Annotated in this window: 25 protein-coding genes and 1 tRNA gene; 10 read left to right on the forward strand and 16 right to left on the reverse strand. The window is 71.5% G+C overall.

Features of this window, described 5'->3' with window-relative positions:
* Nucleotides 1–7: 7 nt before the first annotated feature.
* The 3 genes from ACFVTH_RS02035 (at nt 8) to ACFVTH_RS02045 (ending at nt 3,076) form a co-directional block, all read left to right on the forward strand.
* A complete protein-coding gene (locus tag ACFVTH_RS02035; protein WP_387086278.1) occupies nt 8–703 on the forward strand; it encodes a response regulator transcription factor in 696 nt (231 codons plus the stop codon).
* A gap of 31 nt (nt 704–734) precedes the next feature.
* Nucleotides 735–2,591, forward strand: a complete 1,857-nt coding sequence (locus ACFVTH_RS02040) for an ATP-binding protein (RefSeq protein ID WP_387086281.1) — start codon at nt 735–737, stop codon at nt 2,589–2,591.
* Between the two features lie 194 nt (nt 2,592–2,785).
* Nucleotides 2,786–3,076: a WXG100 family type VII secretion target gene (locus tag ACFVTH_RS02045; protein WP_387086284.1), complete on the forward strand. Its 291-nt coding sequence runs from the start codon at nt 2,786–2,788 to the stop codon at nt 3,074–3,076.
* A gap of 49 nt (nt 3,077–3,125) precedes the next feature.
* On the opposite strand, the gene ACFVTH_RS02050 is transcribed toward ACFVTH_RS02045, so the two are convergent.
* From ACFVTH_RS02050 to ACFVTH_RS02075, 6 genes are all read right to left on the reverse strand, one after another.
* Entirely contained in the window at nt 3,126–4,310 is a 1,185-nt protein-coding gene (locus tag ACFVTH_RS02050) for a hypothetical protein (RefSeq protein ID WP_387086287.1), read from the reverse strand.
* Between the two features lie 154 nt (nt 4,311–4,464).
* Entirely contained in the window at nt 4,465–6,084 is a 1,620-nt protein-coding gene (gene groL / locus ACFVTH_RS02055) for a chaperonin GroEL (protein ID WP_376944517.1), read from the reverse strand.
* A gap of 153 nt (nt 6,085–6,237) precedes the next feature.
* Entirely contained in the window at nt 6,238–7,293 is a 1,056-nt protein-coding gene (locus tag ACFVTH_RS02060) for a DUF3048 domain-containing protein (RefSeq protein ID WP_387086290.1), read from the reverse strand.
* Between the two features lie 103 nt (nt 7,294–7,396).
* Complete coding sequence (locus ACFVTH_RS02065; RefSeq protein ID WP_022889901.1) at nt 7,397–7,600, reverse strand: cold-shock protein; 204 nt, start codon at nt 7,598–7,600, stop codon at nt 7,397–7,399.
* A 204-nt stretch (nt 7,601–7,804) separates the two neighbouring features.
* Nucleotides 7,805–8,350 (reverse strand): LytR C-terminal domain-containing protein, encoded by a 546-nt coding sequence (locus ACFVTH_RS02070; RefSeq protein ID WP_387086293.1) that lies wholly within the window; start codon nt 8,348–8,350, stop codon nt 7,805–7,807.
* Between the two features lie 27 nt (nt 8,351–8,377).
* The gene (locus tag ACFVTH_RS02075; protein WP_387086295.1) at nt 8,378–8,674 is read right to left on the reverse strand and encodes a DUF3263 domain-containing protein; all 297 of its coding nucleotides are present in this window, start codon (nt 8,672–8,674) and stop codon (nt 8,378–8,380) included.
* A gap of 202 nt (nt 8,675–8,876) precedes the next feature.
* Here ACFVTH_RS02075 and msrB point away from each other — a divergent pair, with 202 nt between their 5' ends.
* Nucleotides 8,877–9,278 (forward strand): peptide-methionine (R)-S-oxide reductase MsrB, encoded by a 402-nt coding sequence (msrB, locus tag ACFVTH_RS02080; RefSeq protein ID WP_386939936.1) that lies wholly within the window; start codon nt 8,877–8,879, stop codon nt 9,276–9,278.
* A gap of 1 nt (nt 9,279) precedes the next feature.
* Nucleotides 9,280–9,828 (forward strand): nitroreductase family protein, encoded by a 549-nt coding sequence (locus tag ACFVTH_RS02085; protein WP_387086298.1) that lies wholly within the window; start codon nt 9,280–9,282, stop codon nt 9,826–9,828.
* Here the strand turns inward: ACFVTH_RS02085 and ACFVTH_RS02090 are convergent.
* From ACFVTH_RS02090 to ACFVTH_RS02100, 3 genes are all read right to left on the reverse strand, one after another.
* Nucleotides 9,812–10,888: a DMT family transporter gene (locus tag ACFVTH_RS02090; RefSeq protein WP_387086301.1), complete on the reverse strand. Its 1,077-nt coding sequence runs from the start codon at nt 10,886–10,888 to the stop codon at nt 9,812–9,814. The genes ACFVTH_RS02085 and ACFVTH_RS02090 overlap by 17 nt on opposite strands.
* 1 nt (nt 10,889) lies before the next feature.
* Nucleotides 10,890–10,962 (reverse strand) — tRNA-Thr (locus ACFVTH_RS02095).
* A 91-nt stretch (nt 10,963–11,053) separates the two neighbouring features.
* Nucleotides 11,054–11,986 carry a DsbA family protein gene (locus tag ACFVTH_RS02100; protein ID WP_387086304.1) on the reverse strand — a complete coding sequence of 311 codons (933 nt, stop codon included), beginning with the start codon at nt 11,984–11,986 and terminating at the stop codon, nt 11,054–11,056.
* A gap of 283 nt (nt 11,987–12,269) precedes the next feature.
* Here ACFVTH_RS02100 and ACFVTH_RS02105 point away from each other — a divergent pair, with 283 nt between their 5' ends.
* Nucleotides 12,270–13,370 (forward strand): ABC transporter ATP-binding protein, encoded by a 1,101-nt coding sequence (locus ACFVTH_RS02105; RefSeq protein ID WP_386939919.1) that lies wholly within the window; start codon nt 12,270–12,272, stop codon nt 13,368–13,370.
* 197 nt (nt 13,371–13,567) lie between these two features.
* Complete coding sequence (locus ACFVTH_RS02110) at nt 13,568–14,887, forward strand: DUF4032 domain-containing protein (RefSeq protein ID WP_387086307.1); 1,320 nt, start codon at nt 13,568–13,570, stop codon at nt 14,885–14,887.
* Between the two features lie 54 nt (nt 14,888–14,941).
* Here the strand turns inward: ACFVTH_RS02110 and rlmB are convergent, their stop codons facing one another.
* The 4 genes from rlmB to ACFVTH_RS02130 form a co-directional block, all read right to left on the reverse strand.
* Complete coding sequence (rlmB, locus tag ACFVTH_RS02115; protein WP_387086310.1) at nt 14,942–15,976, reverse strand: 23S rRNA (guanosine(2251)-2'-O)-methyltransferase RlmB; 1,035 nt, start codon at nt 15,974–15,976, stop codon at nt 14,942–14,944.
* Complete coding sequence (gene cysS, locus ACFVTH_RS02120) at nt 15,973–17,397, reverse strand: cysteine--tRNA ligase (RefSeq protein ID WP_387086313.1); 1,425 nt, start codon at nt 17,395–17,397, stop codon at nt 15,973–15,975. Before cysS ends, rlmB begins: the two co-directional genes overlap by 4 nt.
* 80 nt (nt 17,398–17,477) lie before the next feature.
* Nucleotides 17,478–18,755, reverse strand: a complete 1,278-nt coding sequence (gene ispD / locus ACFVTH_RS02125; RefSeq protein WP_387088674.1) for a 2-C-methyl-D-erythritol 4-phosphate cytidylyltransferase — start codon at nt 18,753–18,755, stop codon at nt 17,478–17,480.
* A gap of 76 nt (nt 18,756–18,831) precedes the next feature.
* On the reverse strand, nt 18,832–19,314 hold the full coding sequence (locus ACFVTH_RS02130) for a CarD family transcriptional regulator (protein ID WP_022889889.1): 483 nt from the start codon (nt 19,312–19,314) through the stop codon (nt 18,832–18,834).
* Between the two features lie 155 nt (nt 19,315–19,469).
* On the opposite strand from ACFVTH_RS02130, the gene ACFVTH_RS02135 reads away from it, so the two are divergent.
* Nucleotides 19,470–19,946 carry a hypothetical protein gene (locus tag ACFVTH_RS02135; protein ID WP_386939913.1) on the forward strand — a complete coding sequence of 159 codons (477 nt, stop codon included), beginning with the start codon at nt 19,470–19,472 and terminating at the stop codon, nt 19,944–19,946.
* 81 nt (nt 19,947–20,027) lie between these two features.
* On the opposite strand, the gene ACFVTH_RS02140 is transcribed toward ACFVTH_RS02135, so the two are convergent.
* Entirely contained in the window at nt 20,028–20,708 is a 681-nt protein-coding gene (locus ACFVTH_RS02140) for a response regulator (protein WP_387086316.1), read from the reverse strand.
* Nucleotides 20,705–21,937, reverse strand: coding sequence for a sensor histidine kinase (locus tag ACFVTH_RS02145; protein ID WP_387086319.1), 1,233 nt, complete (start codon nt 21,935–21,937; stop codon nt 20,705–20,707). Before ACFVTH_RS02145 ends, ACFVTH_RS02140 begins: the two co-directional genes overlap by 4 nt.
* Nucleotides 21,938–22,122: 185 nt before the next feature.
* Here ACFVTH_RS02145 and phoU point away from each other — a divergent pair, with 185 nt between their 5' ends.
* Nucleotides 22,123–22,782 (forward strand): phosphate signaling complex protein PhoU, encoded by a 660-nt coding sequence (gene phoU / locus ACFVTH_RS02150; protein WP_387086322.1) that lies wholly within the window; start codon nt 22,123–22,125, stop codon nt 22,780–22,782.
* A 78-nt stretch (nt 22,783–22,860) separates the two neighbouring features.
* Here phoU and ACFVTH_RS02155 read toward each other — a convergent pair whose 3' ends face one another.
* Nucleotides 22,861–23,607 (reverse strand): phosphoglyceromutase, encoded by a 747-nt coding sequence (locus ACFVTH_RS02155; protein WP_387086325.1) that lies wholly within the window; start codon nt 23,605–23,607, stop codon nt 22,861–22,863.
* Between the two features lie 100 nt (nt 23,608–23,707).
* Between ACFVTH_RS02155 and ACFVTH_RS02160 the strand changes: the two genes are divergently transcribed.
* A complete protein-coding gene (locus ACFVTH_RS02160; protein ID WP_387086328.1) occupies nt 23,708–24,565 on the forward strand; it encodes a class I SAM-dependent methyltransferase in 858 nt (285 codons plus the stop codon).
* Nucleotides 24,566–24,596 lie beyond the last annotated feature (31 nt).

Here is a 24,596-nt window from a genome sequence, read left to right on the forward strand (position 1 = left end):
TCGAGACATGAGCGACGGACCTCGCATTCTCATCGTCGACGACGAGCCCAACATCCGCGACCTCCTCACCACCAGCCTGCGCTTCGCGGGCTTCGCGGTGCGCGCCGTCGGCAACGGCGCGCAGACCATCTCGGCCGTGCTCGAGGAGGAGCCCGACCTCATCATCCTCGACGTGATGCTGCCCGACATGAACGGCTTCGGCGTCACCAAGCGCCTCCGGTCGGCGGGCTACACGGCGCCGATCCTCTTCCTCACCGCGAAGGACGACACGGAGGACAAGATCACCGGCCTCACGGTCGGCGGCGACGACTACGTCACCAAGCCGTTCTCGCTCGACGAGATCGTCGCACGCATCAAGGCGATCCTGCGCCGCACCATGCACGCCGAGGAGGACGCGGTCATCCGCACCGGCGAGCTCACGATGGACCAGGACACCCACGAGGTGCTCGTCGGCGAGGTGCCCGTCGAGCTCTCCCCCACCGAGTTCAAGCTGCTGCGCTACCTCATGCTGAACCCGAACCGCGTGCTGTCGAAGGCGCAGATCCTCGACCACGTGTGGGAGTACGACTTCAACGGCGACGCGGGCATCGTCGAGAGCTACATCTCGTACCTGCGTCGCAAGCTCGACCAGCACTCGGCCGAACCCCTCATCCAGACGAAGCGAGGGTTCGGGTACATGCTCAAGTCCTCCTCCAAGCCCTGACTCAGGTTCCGCCGCCTAGACTCGGCCCGCCATGAATCAGACCCTGTTCGAGCGGTGGAACCGCATCTCGCTCCGCACCAAGATCACCGGGGTGACGGTGCTGATGCTGACGCTCGGGCTGCTCGTCTCCGGCATCGGCACGGCCGCGATGCTGCGCTCGTACGTCGAGGACCAGCTGGAGTCGAAGCTCGAGGCGATCGCCTCGGGCAGCATGGAGCGGTACTTCGACATCGACAGCGACAAGCCGCGGGCGCAGACGAACCTCAACCAGCTCGACTTCACCCCCGAGGACGACGTCTTCGTCGCGATCTACACCTCGAGCGGCGAGTACAAGCGCAGCAACTGGGAGGACAAGCCCGCCGCGGAGTGGCCCGACATCCCGGAGACACTCACCCAGGCGCAGGTGACCGCACGCAACAGCGGGCACTACGCCGCCTTCCCGCTCGACGACGCCGACGGCGAACCCACCTTCCGCGCCGTCTCCGCACTCATGACCGCCGACTCGCACGGCACCCTGGTGCCGATCGTGATCGCGATCTCCTCGAAGGAGACCGAGCGACTGCTCGCCGTCTACCTCACGATCTTCCTCGGCTTCGGCCTCGGCGTGGTGCTCGTGGGCGCCCTCCTCACCCGCATGCTCGTGACGAGCACCTTCGGGCCGCTCCGCGAGGTCGAGCGCACGGCCGCCGCGATCGCCGACGGCGACTTCAGCCAGCGCCTCGGCGGCGCGACCCCGAACACCGAGGTGGGCCGGCTCAACCGCTCGCTCAACACGATGCTCAACCGGATCGACCGCGCATTCCGCGACCGCGCGCGCACGATCGACCAGATGCGCCGATTCGTCGGCGACGCCTCGCACGAGCTGCGCACCCCGCTCGTCTCCGTGCGCGGGTACGCCGAGCTCTACCGCATGGGCGCCCTCCAGTCGCCCGACGAGGTCGCGCAGGCGATGGACCGGATCGAGAAGGAGGCCATCCGCATGGGCGGCCTCGTCGAGGACCTCCTCGCCCTGGCCCGGCTCGACGAGGCCAAGCCGCTCGAGCTCGGCGAGGTCGACCTCGTGCCGCTCGCGCGCGACGCGGCGCTCGACACGATGGCGGCGCACCCCGACCGCACGGTCACGGTGATCGCGCCCGAGGAACTCGGCGACCCGGATGCCGCGGCCGACGCGCCCGAGCTCGAGGTCGAGCTCGACCCCGCCGCCCGCGCGGCGACCGGTCCCATCTCGTTCGCCGGGGCGACGCTGGCCCGCCTGCGGGGCAGACAGCCCCGGAGCGAGCCCTCCCCCGCCGCGCTCGCCCGCAAGGAGGCGCAGGCCGCCCGCCGTGCGGCGACGGCGGCGGCGCAGGCGGCACGGCGTGCGAGCCGGCAGAACGCGGCCCAGTCGGCGCGCGCCGATGCCGCGGCGAGGGCCGCGGAACGCACCGCGGCCGACGCGGCCGCGCAGGCCGCGGCCGTCCACGCCGCCGAGACGTCGCCCAAGCCCGTGCGCCGCGCCGTGGTGCTCGCCGAGGAGAACAAGATCCGCCAGGTCATCACGAACCTGATGGGCAACGCCATCCGCTTCACGAACGACGGCAGCCCGCTCGAGATCCGGGTGTCGGTCGACGACGTCGCCGAACGTGCCGTGGTCGAGGTCGTCGACCACGGCGAGGGCATCCCCCCGCAGATCCGCGAGAAGATCTTCCAGCGCTTCTGGCGCGCCGACACGTCGCGAACGCGTGAGACGGGCGGCTCGGGGCTCGGCCTCGCGATCGTCTCCTCGATCGTGGCGGCGCACAACGGCGCGGTCGACGTGGTCGAGACGCCGGGCGGCGGGGCCACGTTCCGGGTCATGCTGCCGCTGGCGGGGTCGTCGGCGGCGCCGCAGCCCATCGCCGAGGGCTGAGGCGGGCCCGGGGCCTCGGCCACCGTCCCCTGAGGGCGCCTGCGGGTCCGCATCCCGTCCCCTGCGCCCGGTCCTCGCGGTCCCCTCCTCCCCAGCGCGTCCAGGCACTGACATCCGACCCGATGCGAGGCGCGGTGCCCCGCCCGGGCCGACCGCCTCGTAGCGTGTGGGCACACCGAACGAAGGGATGCCCCATGACCAGCTACCACGTCGACGCAGAACAGGTCGCCGTAGCCACCCAGACCGCGCAGGGCACGATCACGCGCATCCAGTCCGACGTGCAGGCCCTCCTCGCCCAGCTCACGGGCCTGCAGTCGTCCTGGTCGGGGCAGGCCTCGAGCGCCTTCCAGGGCGCGGTCTCCGACTGGCGGGCGACCCAGCTGCAGGTGGAGCAGAGCCTCGTGGGGCTGAGCCGTGCGCTCGGCATCGCCGCGACGCAGTACGCCGACGCCGAGCAGGCGAACGCGCGGCTGTTCCTGCGCTAAGCGCGACGGGTGCGCGCCGGACCTCCCGGGAGGTCCGGCACGACCGACGTCAGCCCGCGTTCGCGACGATGCGGTTCGCGAGCTCGACGATCGAGGCCCGAGCCGCGGCGAAGTCGACTCCCTCAGGCAGGTACGTGACGCTCTCGGGCGGAACCGTCGGGAACGAGATGCGGAGCCAGTCGCGATCCAGACGCAGATCGAGCACGCACGGCGCCTCGTCGTCGGCGCACCGCAGCACCGAGTCGTCGGCAGCGAGACCCGTGACACCCACGGGCTCACCGCCGTCGGCCAGCCAGGTCTCCCGTTCGAGGAGGTAGCGCCAGTCACCTCCCGGGAGCAGCGAGACGGTGCCGTAACTCGCCTCGCTGGCAGTGAACCCGACCGTGCATCGAAGGGCCCCCGCGGTCGTGGTGGTGTACCAGTACTGCCCGACCCTCGGCCCGTCCCACGAGAGCCCGAACCACAGCTCGGGCAGGCCCGTCACCTCGGTGATCTCCTCGGCCGTCGTGAGCTGCGCGCACTCGTCGATCGTGTTCGTCGAGGTCGGGGGCGTCCACGCCTCACCGGGCGCTCCGCCCGCACCGAGCGCTGCGAGCATCCCGTCGGTCATCGCCGTGAACTCCGCTGCGAGCGAGGCGTCGGTATCTCCGTCTTCCGCCACGATGCCGTGCAGCGCGAGCTCGATCCAGGCGTTCTCCATCCAGCCGTAGAGCTCGCAGAACGCGTCGACCTCGTGGACGACGCACCTCGGGCCCTGCGAACCCGGCCCGTAGCCCGCAGGAATGTCGGGACCCGCGTAGAGGTCCACGTAGGCGAGCGCCTCCGCTTCGCCCTCGGGCAGGAGCTGCAGCCGCACCGTCTGGGCGTCGGCGGCGGGGCCGACCCATGTGGTCGAGGGTCGACCGTCGTCCCACGCGCACGTGAGTGCGCCGAGCTGAGCCGCGGCCGACGCGTCGGGCGAGCTCACCGCACCGAGATCGACGGCAGCGAGCGGCGCCACGCCGTCGCCGAGGAAGGCTTGCAACGACGTCGTCGGCAGGAGGTCCTCGCACCCGGCAGCGAAGCGGGGCGTCGGGGCGTCGACCGGTACGGGCCCGGCAGAGACGCTCGGACTCGGGCTCGGCGTCGGGACGCTTGTGGGCGACGGCGTCTCGGCGACGCATGCGGCGAGGAGCGCGACGGTGGACGCGGCGATGACGAGGGCGAGCCATCGTCGAGGTTCGGGACTCGACATTCGGTCAGCGTATCGTCAGGACGGGGTGTGCCAGGGCAACGTTTCGACAACGGCTCGGCGCTGGTTCGGCATCGTGCACGGGGCGTCCCCGAAACCGACGAAGGGCGCCCCCCGGAGGAGGCGCCCTTCGCGCGATTCGTGTGTCGCGGACTGCTTAGAAGTCCATGCCGCCCGTGGGGTCGCCGGCCGGGACCGGGTTCTTCTCGGGCTTGTCGGCGACGACGGCCTCGGTGGTGAGGAAGAGGCCGGCGATCGAGGCCGCGTTGAGCAGCGCCGAGCGGGTGACCTTCACCGGGTCGTTGATGCCGGCAGCGAGCATGTCGACGTACTCGCCGGTCGCGGCGTTGAGGCCCTGGCCGACCGGGAGGTTGCGCACGCGGTCGACCACGACGCCCGGCTCGAGGCCGGCGTTGAGGGCGATCTGCTTCAGCGGCGCGTCGATCGCGACGCGGACGATGTTCGCACCGGTCGCCTCGTCGCCCGAGACCTCGAGCTTCTCGAAGGCGGTCTTGCCGGCCTGGATGAGCGCGACGCCACCACCGGCGACGATGCCCTCCTCGACGGCGGCCTTCGCGTTGCGGACGGCGTCCTCGATGCGGTGCTTGCGCTCCTTGAGCTCGACCTCGGTCGCCGCGCCCGCCTTGATGACGGCGACGCCGCCGGCGAGCTTGGCGAGGCGCTCCTGGAGCTTCTCGCGGTCGTAGTCGGAGTCGGTGTTGTCGATCTCCTTGCGGATCTGCGCGACGCGGCCGGCGATGGCCTCCTCGTCACCGGCACCCTCGACGATGGTCGTCTCGTCCTTGGTGATGATGACCTTGCGGGCCTGGCCGAGCAGGTCGAGGGTGACGTTCTCGAGCTTGAGGCCGACCTCCTCGGAGATGACCTGGCCGCCGGTGAGGATCGCGATGTCCTGGAGCTGCGCCTTGCGACGGTCGCCGAAGCCGGGGGCCTTGACGGCGACCGACTTGAAGATGCCGCGGATCTTGTTGACGATCAGGGTCGCGAGCGCCTCGCCGTCGACGTCCTCGGCGATGATGAGCAGCTGCTTGCCGGTCTGGATCACCTTGTCGACGATCGGCAGCAGGTCCTTGATGTTCGAGACCTTGCTGTTGACGATCAGGATGTAGGGGTCTTCGAAGACCGCCTCCTGGCGCTCGGGGTCGGTGACGAAGTACGCCGACAGGTAGCCCTTGTCGAAGCGCATGCCCTCGGTCAGCTCGAGCTCGGTGCCGAAGGTGTTCGACTCCTCGACGGTGACGACGCCCTCCTTGCCGACCTTGTCGATCGCCTCGGCGATGAGCGCGCCGATCTGCTCGTCGGCGGCCGAGATCGACGCCGTGGCGGCGATCTCTTCCTTCGTCTCGACGTCCTTCGCGTTCGCGAGGAGCTCGGCCTCGACGGCCTGCACGGCCTTCTCGATGCCGCGCTTGAGCGAGATGGGGTCGGCGCCTGCGGCGACGTTGCGGAGGCCCTCGCGGACGAGCGCCTGGGCGAGGACGACCGAGGTCGTGGTGCCGTCGCCGGCGACGTCGTCGGTCTTCTTGGCGACCTCCTTGACGAGCTCGGCGCCGATCTTCTCGTACGGGTCGTCGAGCTCGATCTCCTTGGCGATCGAGACGCCGTCGTTCGTGATCGTGGGGGCGCCCCACTTCTTCTCGAGCACGACGTTGCGACCGCGCGGGCCGAGGGTCACCTTGACGGCGTCGGCGAGCGTGTTCAGGCCACGCTCGAGGCCGCGGCGGGCCTCCTCATCGAAAGCAATGATCTTTGCCATGTGTGTTTCTCGCCCCTTCTCGGACGTCTTCAAAGATTCGTGATTAGCACTCAAATCACGTGAGTGCTAAGACGATTCTGGCACTCGACCGCCACGAGTGCAAGCGAGCCCGGCGCCCTCGGCGCACGCCCAGCGCGAACAGCGCGGCCGTCGTCAGGGGGTGAACGAGGCGCTGCCGCCCGCGGGCACGAGCTCGATCCAGGTGTTGCCCGGCGCCAGCCGCAGCGGCGAGCCGTCATCGGCCGCGAGGGTGATGGGCGCGGCCGCGGCGTCCTTCGTCCACGTGCCGTGCGCCGTGCGCCCGGCGACCGACACCCAGGCCTCGCCCGAGCCGATGAGCACGGTCTTCGGCACCTCGCCGTAGCGCCAGTCGATGCCGACCTCGAGCGTCACGACGTTCGTCGCCCGCACCCGCGCTCCGCCCTCCTCGACGTCCGCGACCCCCTCCTGCGAGCGCAGCCACGACGAGGAGCCCGCGTCCCAGTCCCACGTCGGTGCGCGCGCCTCCGAGAAGACCAGCGCGATACGGGAGGTCGGCGCGGCGGCGAGCTCGGGGGCGGCGAGCGGATCGGCGGTGCCGTAGTCGAACTGCACGGGCGGGGGCGCGAGCGCAGCGTTGCGCGCCATGGTCTCGGCGGCGTCGAGGATCACGTCGTGCGGACCGGGACGCTCGTCGGCGCGCGAGTACAGGCCGGTCTCGTCGAGGTCGAAGACGACGTTGACGAGCGGCGTCGCCATCATCATCGCGACGAACTGGTCCTGCCCGCCCGAGTAGGCGATCACGCCGCCGAGCGGCGAGGCGATGTCGGGATCCATGGGCCGGATGGAGCGCACCGGCCCGATCGTCGGCGGGAGGTCGGAGTGCCAGACCGCGAGGTAGCGGGTGAGCCCGCCCTCCACGAGCTCCTCGAAGACGAGGTCCGTGCGATTCAGCGCGATCTGCGGGCGCGCGTCCTCGTGGTTGTCGATCTTGGCGGCGAGCGAGGGATGCCTCGGCGCCGCCGGGTCGGTCGGCGTGCCCCGCAGCGGGGAGAACGCCACGGCGAGCGGCTGCGAGCTGCCGACCGGACGCGGCTCGGCCGTCGGCCCGGGCGTCGGGACCGGCTCGGGAGGGCCTGGCTGGCAGCCGGCGAGGAGCAGCGCCGCCACCGCGACGGCGACGAGGCGCATCCCCCGCCGTCGCAAGGCCCGTCGGCCCCCCGTGACCATAGCCACATGCTAGTGACGCTCGGGAATCGACCGACCGCGAACTGCGCCGACACGCCGAACGCGCCGTCGGAGGGACGACGGCGCGTTCGGAATACGCGTGCGCTCAGGCGGGACGAACGGCTTCGGCCTGCGGACCCTTCGATCCCGTGCCGACCTCGAACACGACCTGCTGGCCCTCTTCGAGCACCTTGTACCCGGCCATGTCGATGGCGGAGTAGTGGACGAAGACGTCCTGCCCGTCGCCGTCGACAGTGATGAACCCGTATCCCTTTTCAGCGTTGAACCACTTGACGGTTCCGTTCGCCATGCGTTGCTCCCATGTTGCGGTGTGTGGATCAGCACGTGCCTGTCGCCTGTACCGGGTCGCCCTCGACGCGGGCGAACGAGGCACCTGAGGTACCGGACGTGCACGCGGGCCCGGGCGACCAACTCCAGATAGTCACATCGCGCCGCTCGGACGCAAGGGGGTGCACGTCACGAATGGTCGCAGAATGGCAACGATTCGGCCGGCTCAGCCGGCCGTGGCCTCCGCATAGTCCGAACCGAGCACCAGCACGAGCGGGGTGCCTGTCGCCGCGAAGGTCTCGGAGAGACGCACGTCGGCCTCGGGCAGCAGCGTCGCGACGCCGCGCGCGGCACCCTCGAGGTCGGGCGTGGCGAAGTAGACGACCGTCTCGGTGAGGTCGTTCTCGCTCGCGTTGGCCGTCGCATCCACCGGGACCCCGCCCGCCGTGAGCGTCTCGGCGGCCTTCGCCGCGAGCCCGGCCGTGCCGGTGCCGTTGAGCACCGTCACCTTCACCTCGGGCGAGATCGTGGGCTCGGCGGTCGCCGTCGGCGTCGGCGTCGCGGCCGGATCCGGTCCGCTCGCGGCGTTCAGCCGGTCGTTGAAGACCATGACCCCCGCGATGCCGACGCCGGCGAGCACGACGGTCGCGAGCGCGGCCCAGCCGAACCGGATCCATCGCGCACCGCGCCGGGCGGGCGCACGGTGGGCGCCGACGCGGTCGATGCCGTGCGGGATCGTGTCGAAGCGATCGCGAGGGAACTTCTGCGCCATGGGATCCAGATCGGGTCGGGGCCGGGCTCAGTCGAGCGGTCGGCCGAGGGGAATCGAACGGCTGGAGCGCGCCGCCCGGCGCGCCGATCGCATCCGCTGCAGTCGCTTGACGAGCATCGGATCGTGGCGGAGCGCCGCCGGCGAATCGATGAGCTCGCCGAGAATCCGATAGTAGCGGGCGGCTGAGATGCCGAACTCGTCGCGGATCGCTTCGGCCTTGCGGGCCGGCTGCTGCCAGGCACGGGCCTCGAAGGCGAGCACGCGACGCTGGCGGTCGTCGAGGCCGACGGAGTCGGGCCGGTCCGGCAGACGCTCTGCGCTCATCCGTTCCTCCCGTCGGGCGGTCGACGCACCGCCTTGCAGCACATCCTAGGGAACGCCCGCCGAGAGTGCGCCGAGTGGTCCCGGCGTGTACCGTCGGCCGGAACAGACGGCCGCCGCGCGGCGTTGCACCCGGTGCGGCCGCACGAATGCCCGCGGCCGAGCTGCGACGATTGAACCCGTCGACCCCCGAGAGGAGCACCCCATGTCCTACCCCGTGAACAAGAGCGATGCCGAGTGGCGAGCCGAGCTGGGCGACGAGCAGTACTCGGTGCTCCGCGAGGCCGCGACCGAGCGCCCCTGGACGGGCGAGCTGCTCGACGAGGAGCGCGCCGGCGTCTACAACTGCGCGGCGTGCAAGGCCGAGCTGTTCAAGAGCGGCACGAAGTTCGACTCGGGCTGCGGATGGCCGAGCTTCTACGAGTCGGTACGGCCCGAGGCGGTCGAGCTCATCGAGGACCGCACGCTCGGCATGGTGCGCACCGAGGTCCGCTGCGCGAACTGCGGTTCGCACCTCGGCCACGTCTTCCCCGACGGCTTCGGCACGCCCACGGGCGACCGGTACTGCATGAACTCGCTCGCCCTCGGCTTCACGCCCGAGTCCTGAGGTGGGTTCGGTTCGCGAGGCGGCGCTCGCCCGGCGTTCGGCGCCCAAGGTGACGGACGGCTCGCCGAGCGACGCCGAGCTGCTCGAGCTCCTCGGCGTCGCCGAGCGGGTCGCCGATCACGCGGCGCTCCGCCCCTGGCGCACGATCGCCCTTCGCGGTGCCGCCCGCGAGCGGCTCGGCGCGGCCCTCGCGGCCGCGTCGGGCTTCGACGGCGCCGCGGCCGAGAAGCTCGCGGCGAAGCCGCTGCGCGCGCCGCTCGTGCTCGCGCTCGTGCTCTCGCCGCGATTCCACCCGAAGGCACCCGAGTGGGAGCAGCTGGTCGCCGCGGCGGGCGTCGGACACCTGCTGAGCCTGCTCCTCGACGAGGCGGGCTGGGGCGTCATGTGGCGCACCGGCCCGTTCACCCGGCATCCGCTCGTCGCCGAGATGCACGCGCTCGAACCGGGCGAGCAGCTGCTCGGCTGGCTCTACGTCGGCGGCCGCCCCGAGGGCGGGCGCCCCGGTCGCCCGTCGGGACGGCCGGCGCCGAGGTTCAGCTCGATCGGGTGACCGCGGCGTCGCCGCCGTCGGCGTCGGGCTCGACCGCGCGGTGGCGGTGGCGCGACCACCGGATGGACGCGACGGCGACCGCCACGACCGCGAGCACGGTGCCGCCGATCGTCGCGCCGTCGACCGGGCGGCCGGTCGGCAGCAGCAGGTCGAGCGCGAGCGCCCCCGCGAGCTGTCCGGCGACGCCGCACAGGGCGAGCAGCAGCACGCCGATGACGCGGACGACGAGCGCCTGCCCCGCGATGAAGATGCAGCCGATCGCGCCGCCGAGGTAGAGCCACGGCTCGGTCGGCAGGCGCTCGGGCCATCCGGCGATCGCGGCGTGACCGAGCATGACGACCACGAGCGCGACGGTGCCGACGAGGAAGTTGCCGAACGCGGCGGTGAGCGCGCTGCCGGCCTCGGCCTTCACCCGCCCGTTGACGGCCTGCTGCCACCCGACGCCGAGTCCTGCGACGAACGGGAACAGCATCACGAGGAGCGGCACGTCGTGCGCGAGCTGCGCCGACACCGCCCAGCCGATCGCGACGAGCGCCAGCAGTGCGCCGAGCACCCGCATCGGGGTCAGCGGGCGCCGGCCGCCCGGGCCGAGGCCGATGAGGTCGAAGACGATGCCGCCGATGGTCTGGCCCGCGACGATCGCGACCGTGAACATGGCGACGCCGAGCACGCCCGCCGAGAGGCCCTGGGTGACGACGAACCAGGCGCCGGCGAGTCCGCCGAGCACCATCCACCACGCGAGGCGCCCGGCGCGGAGGCCGGCGAGGACCCGTCCGACCCCTTCCCGGCCCGGCCGCCACACCGCGAGCGCCACCGCGAGGATGACGAGGCCGGTGCCGAACGAGATCGCCGCCGCCGTGTACGGGTCGTCGAGCTCGGCGGCGAGCTGGCCGTTGATGCGCGACTGGAGCGCCGTGCCCGCGCCGAACAGGATCGCGAGGACCACGGCGATCCAGAGCGGCATCCGGGTGCGCTCGACGTGGGGATGGGCGTGCGCGTGGCGGTGGGGGTGGCTCGGCGGTTCGGCGTTCGACGAGGCGTCGGAGATGTCTTCGGTCAAGAGCCGGCTACGGGACTCGAACCCGTAACCACCGCTTTACAAGAGCGGTGCGCTACCAATTGCGCCAAGCCGGCAGTGAGGGATGCCTCGCTGGGTCATCCTACCCGGGCTGCACCGACGACGAGGGCCCGGCGCGAACGCCGGGCCCTCGTCGGGATCGCTCCGCTACGACGCGGGCGTCGGGGTGGGGGTCGGCGACGGGGTGGAGGTCGACTCCGAGAACGCCTCGCCGGTGGCCTGCAGCACGAACGACTGGAACTCGGCCGGGTCGGTGAGCGAGCCCACGTACTGCTTGCCGTTCACGAGCACCGTCGGGGTGCCCTTGATCGACTCGAGGTCGGAGTTCGGCACGGGCTGGGTGAGCGCGCGCTCGGTGGCGTTGTTGACCCAGCCGTGGAACTGCTTCGAGTCGATGCAGCTCTCGATCGTGCCGACCGAGGAGGCACCGGACTCCTTCACGAAGCCCTTGAGCTCGTCGTTCGTGAGACCGGTCGTGCCCTCCTCGGGCTGGTTCGCGAAGAGCAGCGCGTTGAAGTCGAAGAAGGCCTCGGGCGAGGTGTCGGCCACGCACGCCGCGGCGTTCGCCGCACGCAGCGAGTACTGCGTGCCCGCCGACTTGTTCGTGAGGATCGCGAGGGGGTGCGTCTCGAGCGTCGCCGCGCCCTGCTCGACCATCGTGCGGATCGCCTCGCCGTTCGTCGTCTCGAACTGGCCGCAGAAGGGGCACAGGTAGTCGACGTACACGACGATGTTCGCGACGGTGCCGCTGTCGTCCTGCTCGGTCGGGATCGGGTCGGCATCGGCGGGCAGCGACTTCGTCTCGACAGGCGTCATGACGCCGTCGACCCCGGTGAGGAGGATGCCGTTGCTCGCCATGTTGGCCGGGCCGGGGCCCGCGGGCTTCATGTTCTGCACGACGACGCCGATGACCAGCCCGATCACGAGCACGACGGCGACGGTCACGCCGCCGATGAGCAGGAACTTGTTGCGGCGCTCCCGCTTCTTCTGCGCTTCGCGCAGCTCCCTGGCCTTCTCGCGCGCGGCTTCGCGCTGCTCGTTACGGGTGGGGCGTGGCTGGTTCGATCCGCCGTTGCTCATCGATGGTCACTCCGGTCGCTGTGTGGGCGCGCGCGAGTGCAGGCGCACGCAATGACGATAGTAGGGAGGATGGCTGTGAATCACCCAAACGGGCACTGAACGCGCTCTCCGCGCGCGCCGGGTCGCAGCTGCGAGGATGCCTCCCGGGCGGACGCAGGGGCATCCGCCCCGTGGTCGGGCGCGCCCGTCGCGCGTGCGATACTGAGGAGGCGTCGATGTCGACGCGCTTCCATTCACTACGGATCGTCCGGCACGTACCTGCCGGTGAAGGAGATTAAGAACCATGGCGTCAGTCACGTTCGACAAGGCCACCCGCCTGTACCCGGGCGGCACCCGCCCCGCGGTCGACCAGCTCGACCTCGAGATTGCCGACGGCGAGTTCCTCGTGCTCGTCGGCCCGTCGGGTTGCGGCAAGTCCACGTCGCTCCGCATGCTCGCGGGCCTCGAAGAGGTCAACGACGGCAACATCTTCATCGGCGACCGCAACGTTACCGACGTGCCCCCGAAGGACCGCGACATCGCGATGGTCTTCCAGAACTACGCGCTGTACCCGCACATGACGGTCGCCGAGAACATGGGCTTCGCGCTCAAGATCGCCGGCGTCGGCAAGGAGGAGCGCGCCGCGCGCGTCCTCGAGGCCGCCAAGCTCCTCGACCTCGAGCCCTACCTCTCGCGCAAGCCGAAGGCCCTCTCGGGCGGCCAGCGCCAGCGCGTCGCGATGGGCCGTGCCATCGTGCGCCAGCCCCAGGTCTTCCTCATGGACGAGCCGCTCTCGAACCTCGACGCCAAGCTCCGCGTGCAGACCCGCACCCAGATCGCGTCGCTCCAGCGCCGCCTCGGCGTCACGACCGTCTACGTCACGCACGACCAGACCGAGGCGCTCACCATGGGCGACCGCATCGCCGTGCTGAAGGACGGCCTGCTCCAGCAGGTCGGCACCCCGCGCGACCTCTACGAGAAGCCGCAGAACGTCTTCGTCGCCGGCTTCATCGGCTCGCCCGCGATGAACCTGTTCCACGCCGACCTCGTCGAGTCGGGCGTCAAGTTCGGCTCGGCGGTCGTGCCGGTCGACCGCGACGTCCTCGCCGAGGCCACGGGCACGGTCGCCACCATCGGCGTCCGCCCCGAGGACATCGTCGTCTCGTCGACCCCGGGCGAGGGCCTCGAGGTCGACGTCGACCTCGTCGAGGAGCTCGGCGCCGACGGCTACCTCTACGGCCACTCGGTCGTCGAGGGCAAGCGCACCGACATCGTCGCCCGCGTCGACGGCCGCGCGCACCCGAACGCCGGCGACAAGGTGTACCTCACCGCGACGCCGAACCACGTGCACCTCTTCGACGCCGAGTCGGGCGACCGCCTCGGCAACAAGGCCGTCGTCAGCTGACGCACGCATGACCTCGATGCCGGTCGGGCCGCGGCCCGGCCGGCATCGTCGTCTCCGGGGGCGTCGCTCGGATCGAGACGCCGCCCCGCGGCATCCGCGTTTCAGGAAATAGGCCGCTCGTCAGGACGATCTCCGCGATTCCGCCCTGAATCGCGTACGAATTCCTGAAACGGTGCGCGCACTGGAAGGATCGACCCATGAGCGGTTCCCTCTCGATCACCTCCGCCATGGCGGACCCGGCCCTCCTCGACCTTCCGTGGAGCCTCCCGCTCGAGTCGTGGCCGAGCGACGCGATCGCCGCCCTCCCGAAGGGCATCTCCCGCCACCTCGTGCGCTTCGCCCACCTCGGGGGCCACGTCGTGGCGATCAAGGAGACGACCGCCGAGATGGCGAAGGGCGAGTACGAGATGCTGCGCACCCTGCAGCGCCTCGAGATCCCGTGCGTCGAGCCCGTCGCGGTCATCACGAACCGCAGCGACGACGAGGGCGAGGAGCTCAAGCCGGTGCTCGTCACGCGGCACCTGCGGTTCTCGCTGCCGTACCGCGCCCTCTTCTCCCAGACGCTGCGCCCCGACACGGCCACCCGCCTCGTCGACGCGCTCGCGGTGCTGCTCGTGCGCCTGCACATCGTCGGCTTCTTCTGGGGCGACGTCTCGCTCTCGAACACGCTCTTCCGCCGCGACGCGGGCGCGTTCGCCGCATACCTCGTCGACGCGGAGACGGGCAAGCTGTACGAGGGCGGCCTCTCGAACGGGCAGCGCGAGAACGACCTCGAGATCGCGCGGGTGAACATCGCGGGCGAGCTCCTCGACCTCGAGGCCGGCGGCAAGGTCGCCGACGAGCTCGACCCCGTGCGCATCTCCAACGGCATCGTCGAGGCGTACCGCAGCCTCTGGACCGAGCTCACGGGATCCGAGTCATTCTCCTCCGCCGAGCGCTGGCGCATCAACGAGCGCGTCAACCGGCTCAACGAGCTCGGCTTCGACATCGAGGAGCTCGCCATCAAGACGGATGCCTCGGGCACGACCGTGCGGATCCAGCCCAAGGTCGTCGACGCGGGGCACCACCAGCGCCGGCTGCTGCGGCTCACCGGCCTCGACGCCGGCGAGAACCAGGCCCGTCGCCTGCTCAACGACCTCGACTCGTACCGCGCCGCCTACGGCAAGGGCGACCTCGACGAGGAGATGGTGGCGCACGAGTGGCTCATGCGCGTGTTCGAACCCGTCGTGCGCGCCATCCCGCGCGAGCTGCGGGGCAAGCTCGAGCCGGCCGAGGTGTTCCACCAGCTGCTCGAGCACCGCTGGTTCATGGCGCAGCAGGCCGGGCACGACATCCCGCTCGCCGAGGCCGTGACCTCGTACATCAACACCGTGCTGCGCCACCGGCGCGACGAGGCGACCATGATCGACCCGCCGACGGGGTCGCTGACCGCTGCGATCGAGGTCGTGCCGACCGAGACGGCGGCGATGAGCGCGATCGACCCCGACGACGAGGACGACTGGCGCCTCAAGGTCTGAGTGCGGCCGCGAGGCATCCGCCCGGATGCCCCGCGGTGACGCGGCCCGCCGCGGCTACTCGCCCGCGGCGCGGAGCTTCGAGATCTCGTAGAGCGTGACCGAGGCGGCGATGCCCGCGTTGAGCGACTCGGTCGTCGCACTGATCGGGATCGACACGATGGCGTCGCAGGTCTCGGCGACGAGTCGCGAGAGGCCCTTGCCCTCGCTGCCGACGACGACGACGATCGGACGGTCGGCCCAGCTGAGGCCCGGCAGCGACACGTCGCCCTCGCCGTCGAGGCCGAGCACGAACACACCCCGCTCCTTCAGGCCCTTGAGCGTCTGGGTGAGGTTCGCGGCCATCGCGACCGGCACGCGCGCGGCGGCGCCGGCCGAGGTCTTCCACGCAGCCGAGTTCACGCCGACGGAGCGGCGCTGGGGCACGATGACGCCCTGGCCGCCGAAGGCGCCCGTCGAGCGGAGGATCGCACCGAGGTTGCGGGGGTCGGTGATGCCGTCGAGGGCGACGAGGAGCGGCGTCTCGTCGCGGGCGACGACCTCGTCGAGGAGCTCCATCGGGTGCGCGTACTCGTAGGGCGGCACCTTGAGCGCCAGTCCCTGGTGCACGCCGCCCTCGCCGGCGAGGCGGTCGAGCTCGGGCTTCATGACCTCGAGGATGGGGATGCCGCGGTTGGTGGCGATCTTCACCGCTTCCTTGACGCGGTCGTCCATCTCGATGCGGGCGGCGATGTACAGCGTCGTCGCGGGGATGCGGGTGCGCAGCGCCTCGACGACCGAGTTGCGGCCCGTCACGATCTCGGACTCGTCGCCCGACTTCGAGCGTCGTGCCGCCCCGGAGGCGCCGCGGGGCGCGCTCGAGCCACGGCCGCCGCCGGCCACCTTGCCGCCGGGCCGGCCCTTGCCGCCGGCCGCGGCGTAGCGCTCCTGCGCCGCCTTGCGCTTGCCAGCGGGGTGCCAGGCGCGGTCCTCCGCCTTGGGGGTCGGCCCCTTGCCCTCGAGGGCCTGGCGGCCCTGGCCGCCAGAGCCGACCTGCTTGTTCTTCGCCTTCCGCACGGCTCCGGCGCGCGACTTGCCGCTGCTGCCCTTCATGATCCCAAACTCCAATGCGTGCCGGTCTGACTGTCTTCGATGGTGATGCCCGCGGCCGTGAGCTCGGCGCGGATGCGGTCGGCAGCGGCGTAGTCCTTGGACTCGCGCGCGGCCTGCCGGTCGTCGATGAGGCGGCGGACGAGCACGTCGAGCGCCGCGGCGGCGGGGCCCTGCTCGGCCGCCGACCAGTGGGGGTCGCGGGGATCGATGCCGAGCACCTGCACCATCGCGACGACCTGCCCGTGGGCGGTCGCCGCCTCGTGCAGCTCTTCGGCGTCGAGCGCCTGGTTGCCGGCGCGCACCGTGTCGTGCAGCACCGCGAGCGCCTGGGGCACGCCCAGGTCGTCGTCCATCGCGGCTTCGAACGCCTCGGGCGCCACGGGGGCGCCGACGCCCGCGAAGCGGGTGCCCGCGAGCCGCCGCTCGACGCGCTCGAGGAAGACGCGGATGCGGTCGACGGCCGCCTCGGCCTCGAGGAGCGAGGCCGGCGCGTAGTCGAGGGTCGAGCGGTAATGCGCCTGGCCGAGCAGGTATCGCACCGCGAGCGGGCTCGCGAGGGCGAAGAGCTCGGCGGCGTAGACGGAGTTGCCGAGCGACTTCGACATCTTCTGGCCGCCGATGTTCACGAGGCCGTTGTGCACCCAGTACCGTGCGAAGCCGTCGCCGGCCGCGGTCGACTGCGCCAGCTCGTTCTCGTGGTGCGGGAAGCGGAGGTCGAGCCCGCCGCCGTGCAGGTCGAACTCGGCGCCGAGGTAGCGGGCGGCCATGGCCGAGCACTCGATGTGCCAGCCGGGCCGGCCGTCGCCCCACGGGGAGCGCCAGCTCGCCGACTCGGGCTCGCTCGGCTTCCGCCCCTTCCACAGGGCGAAGTCGCGGGGGTCGCGCTTTCCACGGGGGTCGGCGTCGGCCGCCGCCTCCATCTTGTCGCGCGACTGCCGGGTGAGCTCGCCGTAGGCGGGCCAGCTCGCGGTGTCGAAGTAGACGTCGCCGGAGTCATCGGGCGCCGGGTACGCGTGGCCGCGTTCGATGAGGCGTGCGATGAGCTCCTGCATCTGCTGCACGCTGGCCGTCGCGCGGGGCTCGTAGCTCGGCGCGAGGATGCCGAGCGAGTTGTACGCGGCGGTGAACTCGAGCTCGACCCGGTACGCGAGCGCCCACCACGTGTCGCTCGTGCCCTCGTCGACGGCGACCTGCAGGATCTTGTCGTCGATGTCGGTGACGTTGCGCACGAAGACCACGTCGTTGCCGCGGTAGGCGAACCAGCGCCGCATGATGTCGTAGACGAGCGCGCTGCGGAGGTGCCCGATGTGGGGGCTCGACTGCACCGTCGGCCCGCAGACGTACATGCCGACGCGCCCCTCCCGGAGGGGCACGAAGTCGCGCAGCGCCTGGGCCTTCGAGTCGTAGAGTCGCACGGTCACCTGCAAAGCTTACCGGCGCGGCCCCTCGCTGCCCGCGTCGCGGTGCCCCGCGCCGCCACGGCGGGCGTCGCCCCCGCGCCTCAGGCCGGGACGATGAGCGCCGTGGCGACGGCCGCGACGCCCTCCCCTCGACCGGTGAAGCCGAGCGCGTCGCTCGTCGTCGCGGCGACGCTGACCGGGGCGCCGAGGACGCGCGAGAGCAGCGCCTCCGCCTCGTCCCGTCGAGGGGCGAGCTTCGGTCGGTTGCCGACGATCTGCACGGTGACGTTGCCGATGACGTAGCCGGATGCCTCGACGAGACGCCGCGTCTCGGCCAGGAACACCTCGCCGTGGGCTCCGGCGAACCGCACGTCCGCGGTGCCGAAGATCGAGCCCACGTCGCCGAGTCCGGCCGCGGCGAGCAGGGCGTCGCACACGGCGTGCGCTGCCGCATCGCCGTCGGAGTGCCCGGAGAGCCCGCGCTCGCCGGGCCAGTGCAGGCCCGCGAGCCACAGGGGCGAGTCGTCGTCGGCGAAGGCGTGCACGTCGGTGCCGGTGCCGATCCTGGGCAGTGCCGGGTGCGCCGCCTCGGAGGCCCCGCCGTCGGCCGGGCCGGCGGCCGGGCGGCCGACGGCCGCGGCCGCGCGCCGCTCGGCGACGAGCTGCTCGGCGCGGCGGAGGTCGGCGGGAACGGTGATCTTGAAGGCGCGGACGTCGCCCGGCACCGTCTCGACGACGAGCCCGGCGGCGGCCACGAGCGCCGCATCGTCGGTGAACTCGTCTCGCGCGGTGGCGTAGGCGTGGTCGAGCGACGCCCGCGGGAAGCCCTGCGGGGTCTGCACGGCGCGCAGGCTCGAACGATCGACCGTCTCGATCACGCGTCCGTCGTCGGCGACGCGCTTCACGGTGTCGACGACGTCGAGCGCGGGGACGATGCCGTGCCGGCGCGCCTGCACGGCGGCCGCGACCTCGTCGAAGAGCAGGGCAGGCGTGAGCGCGCGCGCGGCGTCGTGCACGAGCACCGTCTGAACCGACGCGGGCAGCACGGCGAGACCCGCGGCGACGGACTCCTGCCGGCTCGCGCCCCCGGCGACGACGTCGAGGGAGGCGCCTGCCGCCCCCGCGTCCGCGGCGAACCGCTCGCGTGCGGTCTCGACGCGGTCGCCCGGCACCACGAGCACGAGGTGCGGCGCCTGACGCATCGCGAGCACGCCCGAGACCGCTTCGGCGAGCACCGTGCCCCCGCCGAGCGGCACGAAGGCCTTCGGCTCGGCGTGACCGAGACGGGTGCCGCTTCCCGCGGCGACGACGATGACGGCGATCGCAGAACTCACGCTTCGAGCGTAGTCCCGGGCGCCGGGACCGAGACGTCGACGCACGATCGGCACGACGCCGGAGACGGCGAACGGCGGGTGCGCACGCACCCGCCGTTCGTCGAAGGATCGAGCTGCCCAGCTAGGAGGCGAGCACCTCGTCGAGCACGGTCGACGCCGCCTCTTCGTCGGTCTTCTCGGCCAGGGCGAGCTCGGAGATCAGGATCTGACGTGCCTTCGCGAGCATGCGCTTCTCGCCGGCCGAGAGGCCGCGGTCCTGATCGCGGCGCCAGAGGTCGCGCACGACCTCCGAGACCTTGATCACGTCACCGGATGCGAGCTTCTCGAGGTTCGCCTTGTAGCGGCGCGACCAGTTGGTCGGCTCCTCGGTGAAGGGGGCGCGCAGCACCTCGAAGACCTTGTCGAGGCCCTCTTTGCCGATGACGTCGCGGACGCCGACGAGGTCGACGTTCTCGGCGGGCACCTCGATGACGAGGTCTCCCTGCGTGACGTTCAGCTTGAGGTAGAGCTTCTCTTCACCCTTGATGATGCGTTTCTTGACCTCGGTGATCGTTGCGGCACCGTGGTGGGGGTAAACGACGGTTTCGCCAACCTCAAAAAGCATGAATGATAGTCCTTTCGGCAACTTTCAGGATATCACATTCCCGATCATGCTAAGGTTCGCCTCCCCTTCTCGCGGGCCGCTCCGCGTAGGATATGCTCGGATTCGATCGCACGTGCCGCCTGGTTCGTGCGCGCAGTTTCGCACTTGGAGGTTCTGTGAAGGCGCGTCTCGCCGCATCCGCTGCTCTGGCCCTCGGCGTCGCACTCGGTGCGAGCGGGTGCTCGATGCTCACCTACCAGGCGACGACCGAGCACTACGACGCGAGCGACGGCGTCTCCGCGAACGTCGGCGACCTCGACCTCCGCAACATCCTCGTCGTCAGCGACGACGGCGTCGACGGCACGCTCGTCCTGACGATCGTGAACACGGGCGAAGACGACGTCGACCTCGACGTGCAGGTCGACGGCGGCGACACCGTGAGCATCCCGGTCGACGCCGGCGCGACCGTCGCCTTCGGCACCGACGCGGTCGAGGGCATCGACGAGGTCGAGCCGATCGTCCTCGAGGGCATCGACACCGAGCCCGGTTCGCTCCTGCCGATCTACTTCCACGTCGGCTCCTCCGAGGGCGTCGAGAAGCAGGTCCCCGTGCTCGACGGGCGCCTGCCCGAGTACGAGTCGCTCGTTCCCTGAGCGCGAACCCCTGAACGCGACGAAGAGCGGATGCCACGCGGCATCCGCTCTTCGCATGTCTGCGCCCTGCGGGCGCCGGCGTCAGGCCTCGAAGCGGTAGCCGAGGCCGCGCACCGTGACGAGCTGGACCGGCTCGGACGGCGCGACCTCGATCTTCGAGCGGATGCGCTTGATGTGCACGTCGAGCGTCTTGGTGTCGCCGAAGTAGTCGGAGCCCCACACCCGGTCGATCAGCTGGCCGCGGGTGAGCACGCGCCCCGGGTTGCGCATCAGCAGCTCGAGCAGCTCGAATTCCTTCAGCGGCATGGGCACGGCGGCGCCGTCGACCTCGACCGTGTGGCGGTCGACGTCCATCTTGACGCGACCGCCCTCGAGCACGGCCTCGTCGAAGTCCTCGATCTCGGTGCGACGACGCAGCACCGCCCGGATGCGGGCGAGCAGCTCGCGCGTCTTGTACGGCTTCGTGACGTAGTCGTCGGCCCCGAGCTCGAGCCCGACGACGATGTCGATCTCGGAGTCCTTCGCCGTGAGCATGATGATCGGCACCGTCGAGCGCGTGCGGATCTCACGGCAGACCTCGGTGCCGGGCAGCCCCGGCAGCATGAGGTCGAGCAGCACCAGGTCGGCGCCGTCGCGATCGAACGCGGCGATCGCCGACGGGCCGTCGGCGGCGACCTCGATCTCGTAGCCCTCGCGTTCGAGCAGGAAGCTCAGCGGGTCGGAGAGGGCGATCTCGTCTTCGACGAGCAGGATGCGGGTCACGTACGGTCTCCTTGCTGGGATGCTGCGAGCTTCGCAGCGGGTCGTGCGCCGGGCCGGGTCGCAGCGGCCCCGTCGGCCTCGTCGGCAGCCCGGCCCGCGACGATGGGCGTCTCGGCGAGCGGCAGTTTGATCATGAAGGTCGAGCCGCGGCCGGGCTGCGACCACACGCGCACGTCGCCGCCGTGGTTCTGCACCGTGTGCTTCACGATGCTGAGCCCGAGCCCCGAGCCGCCGGTGTTGCGCGAGCGGGCCTGGTCGACCCGGTAGAAGCGCTCGAAGACGCGATCGAGGTCGTCGCTCTCGATGCCGATCCCCTGGTCGGTGACCGCGATCTCGACCTCGTCGCCCTCGACCTTCACCCCCACGCCGACCCGGCCGCCCTCGTTCGAGTACGCGATGGCGTTCGCGACGAGGTTGTGCACCGCGACGACCATGAGCGCGCGGTCGCCGTAGACCTGCGCCCCCGTGCCCGCCTTGACGGCGATGTCGACGCGCTTGCCGCCGGCGACGACCCGGTTCTGGTCGACGGCCGCGGCGACGATCTCGTCGACGTCGACGAGCACGTCGGGCCGCAGGGCGTCGCGCGCCTGCAGCCGGGACAGCTCGATGACCTCGCTCGTGATGTGCGCCAGCCGGGTCGCCTCGACCGAGAGCCGGCCGGCGAAGCGGCGCACCTGGTCGGGCTCGTCGGCCGCCTGGTCGAGGGCCTCGGCGAGGAGGCTGACGCTCGCGATCGGCGTCTTCAGCTCGTGGCTGATGTTCGCGACGAAGTCGCGGCGCACCTCGTCGAGGCGGTGCGACTCGGTGCGGTCCTCGGCGAGGAGCAGCACGAAGCGGGTGCCCAGTCGCGCGACCCGCACCCGCAGGCGCAGCGGCGAGTCGCCGTGCGGCGAGCGGGCGACCGTCAGCTCGTCGGCGACGGGGTCGCCCGTGCGCCGCACCGAGGCGACGAGCTCGAGCAGCTCGGGGTGCACGAGCGCCTGCTGGCGCACGAGCCCCATCGAGAGCGCGCCGGGCGAGGCGCGCAGCACGTTGTTCGACGGATCGAGCACGACGCCCGCGGACTCGAGCACCTCGAGCACCTGGTCGACCCCGTCGGGGATCGTCGGCGCGACGACCCGCGCCGCGCTCGAGCCGCGCCGCTCCGCGACGTGCAGCACGACCATGAATGCGGCGCCGAGGAAGACGCCGAAGGCGAGCGCGGTGAGCACTGCCCAGGTGGAGTCCATGGCACCAGACTAACGACGCGGCAACCGCCCGAACGCCGTCTTCCCGCTGTGCGGCGCTACGTTAGGGAGTGTTCAGCGTCCCGGCACCTGTTGTTCACCTCCAGCCGGGAGGATGGCCCGGAGCCGGGTCGTCCCGGAGGGTTCGTGCTGTGCGCGCGGACGATGAGAGCCAAAGGAATTCGAGCATGCGTGAGGTGTTCCAGCAGGAGCTGGCCGAGGTGCAGGAGCGACTCGTCGAGATCGCCGACCTCGTCGCCGTTTCCATCGACAAGGCGACCCGGGCGTTCAACGATTCCGACGTGAGCCTCGCCGAGGAGGTGATCGCCGACGACGACAAGATCGACCAGGCCGCCGTCGAGCTCGACGAGCTCGCGATCACGATCCTCGCCAAGCAGCAGCCCGTCGCCCGCGACCTCCGCATCGTGGTCAGCGCGCTGCGCATCAGCGCCTCGCTCGAGCGCATGGGCGACATGTCGACCCACATCTCGCAGCTGGCCCGCTACCGCTTCCCCGACAAGGTGGTGCCGAAGTCGCTGCGCCCGACCTTCTCGGAGATGGGCCGGCTCGACGTCGAGATCGCCCGCAAGCTGGTCGAGCTCCTCCGCACGGAGGACGTGCACCTCGCCGAGCAGATCCGCAACGAGGACGACAAGGTCGACGCGCTGCACCTCTCGGTGTTCGACAAGGTGCTCGGCGAGAAGTGGAAGGGCGAGACGGTCGACACCGTCGACGCGACGCTCGCGAGCCGCTACCACGAGCGCTTCGCCGACCACGCGGTCTCGATCGCGAAGAAGGTGCAGTACCTGGCGACCGGCGACTGGGACCCGGAGAAGTCCGCGCTCTGAGCGCACGACGGTCGCGAGCGGCGACCGGCACGACGAAGGGCGGATGCCGTACGGCATCCGCCCTTCTCGTGCTTCGCGCTACTTCTTGCCCTGCGCCGCCACCGCTGCCGCACCGGCCGCGGCCGCCTCGGGGTCGAGGTACTCGCCCGGCTTGACGGGCCGGAACTCGTCGTCGAGCTCGTACACGAGCGGGATGCCGGTCGGGATGTTGAGCTCGGCGATGTCGTCGTCGCCGATGCCGTCGAGGTGCTTCACGAGCGCCCGGAGCGAGTTGCCGTGGGCCGTCACGAGCACGGTCTTGCCCGCGGCGAGGTCGGGCACGATGTCGGACTGCCAGTACGGCAGCATGCGCGCGATGACGTCCTTCAGGCACTCGGTGCGGGGCAGCTCGCCATCGGCGAGATTCGCGTAGCGCGGGTCGCCGACCTGCGACCACTCGGCGTCGTCGGCGAGGACGGGCGGGGGCACGTCGAACGATCGGCGCCAGAGCTGGAACTGCTCGGGGCCGTACTTCTCGAGCGTCTCGGCCTTGTCGAGGCCCTGCAGGGCGCCGTAGTGACGCTCGTTGAGGCGCCAGCTGCGACGCACGTCGATCCACCCGCGGTCGGCGACGTCGAGGGCGATGTTCGCCGTCTGGATCGCGCGGGTCAGCACCGAGGTGTGCAGCACGTCGGGCAGCAGCCCCGACTCGGCGAGCAGCTCGCCCGCGCGAGCGGCCTCGGTGCGGCCGAGCTCGGAGAGCCGGACGTCGACCCAGCCGGTGAACAGGTTCTTCTGGTTCCATTCGCTGTTGCCGTGACGGAGCAGCACGAGGGTGTGAGGCATGCCACCAGCCTAGCGGCGAGGCATCCTCGGCCCTGCCCGCGTGAAGCCCGATGACCCCGGCCTGCCGCGGACGCGACCGCCGGGCTGCCAGACTTGGGACATGCCCCCGGATGCCTCGCCCCGCCCCAGGCGCCTCCGGCCCGGACAGCGCGTGGGCAACGTCACCCGCGGCACCACGAACACGAACCGGCTGCGTCGCGTCGACCGGTGGATCGCCGCGCATCCCGCGCTGCTGCACGCGCACGACCCGTTCGTGGTCGACCTGGGCTACGGCGCGAGCGGGGTGACGACGCTCGAGCTCGCCTCGCGGCTCGCCCAGGTGCGCCCCGACGTCGAGGTGCTCGGCCTCGAGATCGAACCCGAGCGCGTGCGCGTCGCGCGCGAGCAGCTCGCCGCGGTACGGGCGGGCGAGACCCACTTCGGCAGAGCGCTCGAGGTCGACTTCGCGATCGGCGGCTTCGAGGTGCCGGTCGCCGCCGGTCGCCGCCCGGCGGTGATCCGGGCGTTCAACGTGCTGCGCCAGTACGACGAGGCCGAGGTCGGCGACGCGTGGGCGCTCATGCGCTCCCGGCTCGCCCCCGGCGGGCTGCTCGTCGAGGGGACCTGCGACGAACTCGGACGGGTGTCGAGCTGGGTGGGGCTCGGGGCATCCGGGCCTCGGACCTTCACCGTGAGCCTGCGACGCTCGGGCCTCGAGCTGCCCTCGATCGTCGCCGAGCGCCTGCCGAAGGCGCTCATCCACCGCAACGTGCCCGGCGAACGGATCCACCGGCTGCTCGGGGACCTCGACCTCGCGTGGCGCACGCATGCGGCGATGGCCGTCTACGGGCCGTCCCAGCGCTGGATCGCCACGGTCGCGACGCTGCGCCACGAGGGCTGGCCGATCGTCGGCGGGCCTCGGCGCGCTCGCCTCGGGGAGCTCACGCTGCCCTGGTCGGCGGTCGCCCCGCTTCCCTGATCGACCCCCGGCTCGGCCGGCCGGCGAGCTC

Origin of the sequence: Agromyces sp. NPDC058104, assembly GCF_042884835.1 — a bacterium.
GTDB lineage: Bacteria > Actinomycetota > Actinomycetes > Actinomycetales > Microbacteriaceae > Agromyces.

Excerpts from the sequence above, each read along its gene's own strand:
- rlmB (WP_387086310.1), bottom strand. The coding sequence starts at position 15,976 with ATGAAGGGCAGCAGCGGCAAGTCGCGCGCCGGAGCCGTGCGGAAGGCG.
- ACFVTH_RS02045 (WP_387086284.1), top strand. The coding sequence starts at position 2,786 with ATGACCAGCTACCACGTCGACGCAGAACAGGTCGCCGTAGCCACCCAG.
- ACFVTH_RS02105 (WP_386939919.1), top strand. The coding sequence starts at position 12,270 with ATGGCGTCAGTCACGTTCGACAAGGCCACCCGCCTGTACCCGGGCGGC.
- ACFVTH_RS02060 (WP_387086290.1), bottom strand. The coding sequence starts at position 7,293 with ATGGTCACGGGGGGCCGACGGGCCTTGCGACGGCGGGGGATGCGCCTC.
- msrB (WP_386939936.1), top strand. The coding sequence starts at position 8,877 with ATGTCCTACCCCGTGAACAAGAGCGATGCCGAGTGGCGAGCCGAGCTG.
- ACFVTH_RS02110 (WP_387086307.1), top strand. The coding sequence starts at position 13,568 with ATGAGCGGTTCCCTCTCGATCACCTCCGCCATGGCGGACCCGGCCCTC.
- ACFVTH_RS02070 (WP_387086293.1), bottom strand. The coding sequence starts at position 8,350 with ATGGCGCAGAAGTTCCCTCGCGATCGCTTCGACACGATCCCGCACGGC.
- ACFVTH_RS02075 (WP_387086295.1), bottom strand. The coding sequence starts at position 8,674 with ATGAGCGCAGAGCGTCTGCCGGACCGGCCCGACTCCGTCGGCCTCGAC.
- ACFVTH_RS02160 (WP_387086328.1), top strand. The coding sequence starts at position 23,708 with ATGCCCCCGGATGCCTCGCCCCGCCCCAGGCGCCTCCGGCCCGGACAG.
- ACFVTH_RS02155 (WP_387086325.1), bottom strand. The coding sequence starts at position 23,607 with ATGCCTCACACCCTCGTGCTGCTCCGTCACGGCAACAGCGAATGGAAC.
- ACFVTH_RS02050 (WP_387086287.1), bottom strand. The coding sequence starts at position 4,310 with ATGTCGAGTCCCGAACCTCGACGATGGCTCGCCCTCGTCATCGCCGCG.
- groL (WP_376944517.1), bottom strand. The coding sequence starts at position 6,084 with ATGGCAAAGATCATTGCTTTCGATGAGGAGGCCCGCCGCGGCCTCGAG.
- ACFVTH_RS02035 (WP_387086278.1), top strand. The coding sequence starts at position 8 with ATGAGCGACGGACCTCGCATTCTCATCGTCGACGACGAGCCCAACATC.
- phoU (WP_387086322.1), top strand. The coding sequence starts at position 22,123 with ATGCGTGAGGTGTTCCAGCAGGAGCTGGCCGAGGTGCAGGAGCGACTC.
- ACFVTH_RS02040 (WP_387086281.1), top strand. The coding sequence starts at position 735 with ATGAATCAGACCCTGTTCGAGCGGTGGAACCGCATCTCGCTCCGCACC.
- ACFVTH_RS02100 (WP_387086304.1), bottom strand. The coding sequence starts at position 11,986 with ATGAGCAACGGCGGATCGAACCAGCCACGCCCCACCCGTAACGAGCAG.
- ACFVTH_RS02145 (WP_387086319.1), bottom strand. The coding sequence starts at position 21,937 with ATGGACTCCACCTGGGCAGTGCTCACCGCGCTCGCCTTCGGCGTCTTC.
- ACFVTH_RS02130 (WP_022889889.1), bottom strand. The coding sequence starts at position 19,314 with ATGCTTTTTGAGGTTGGCGAAACCGTCGTTTACCCCCACCACGGTGCC.
- ACFVTH_RS02065 (WP_022889901.1), bottom strand. The coding sequence starts at position 7,600 with ATGGCGAACGGAACCGTCAAGTGGTTCAACGCTGAAAAGGGATACGGG.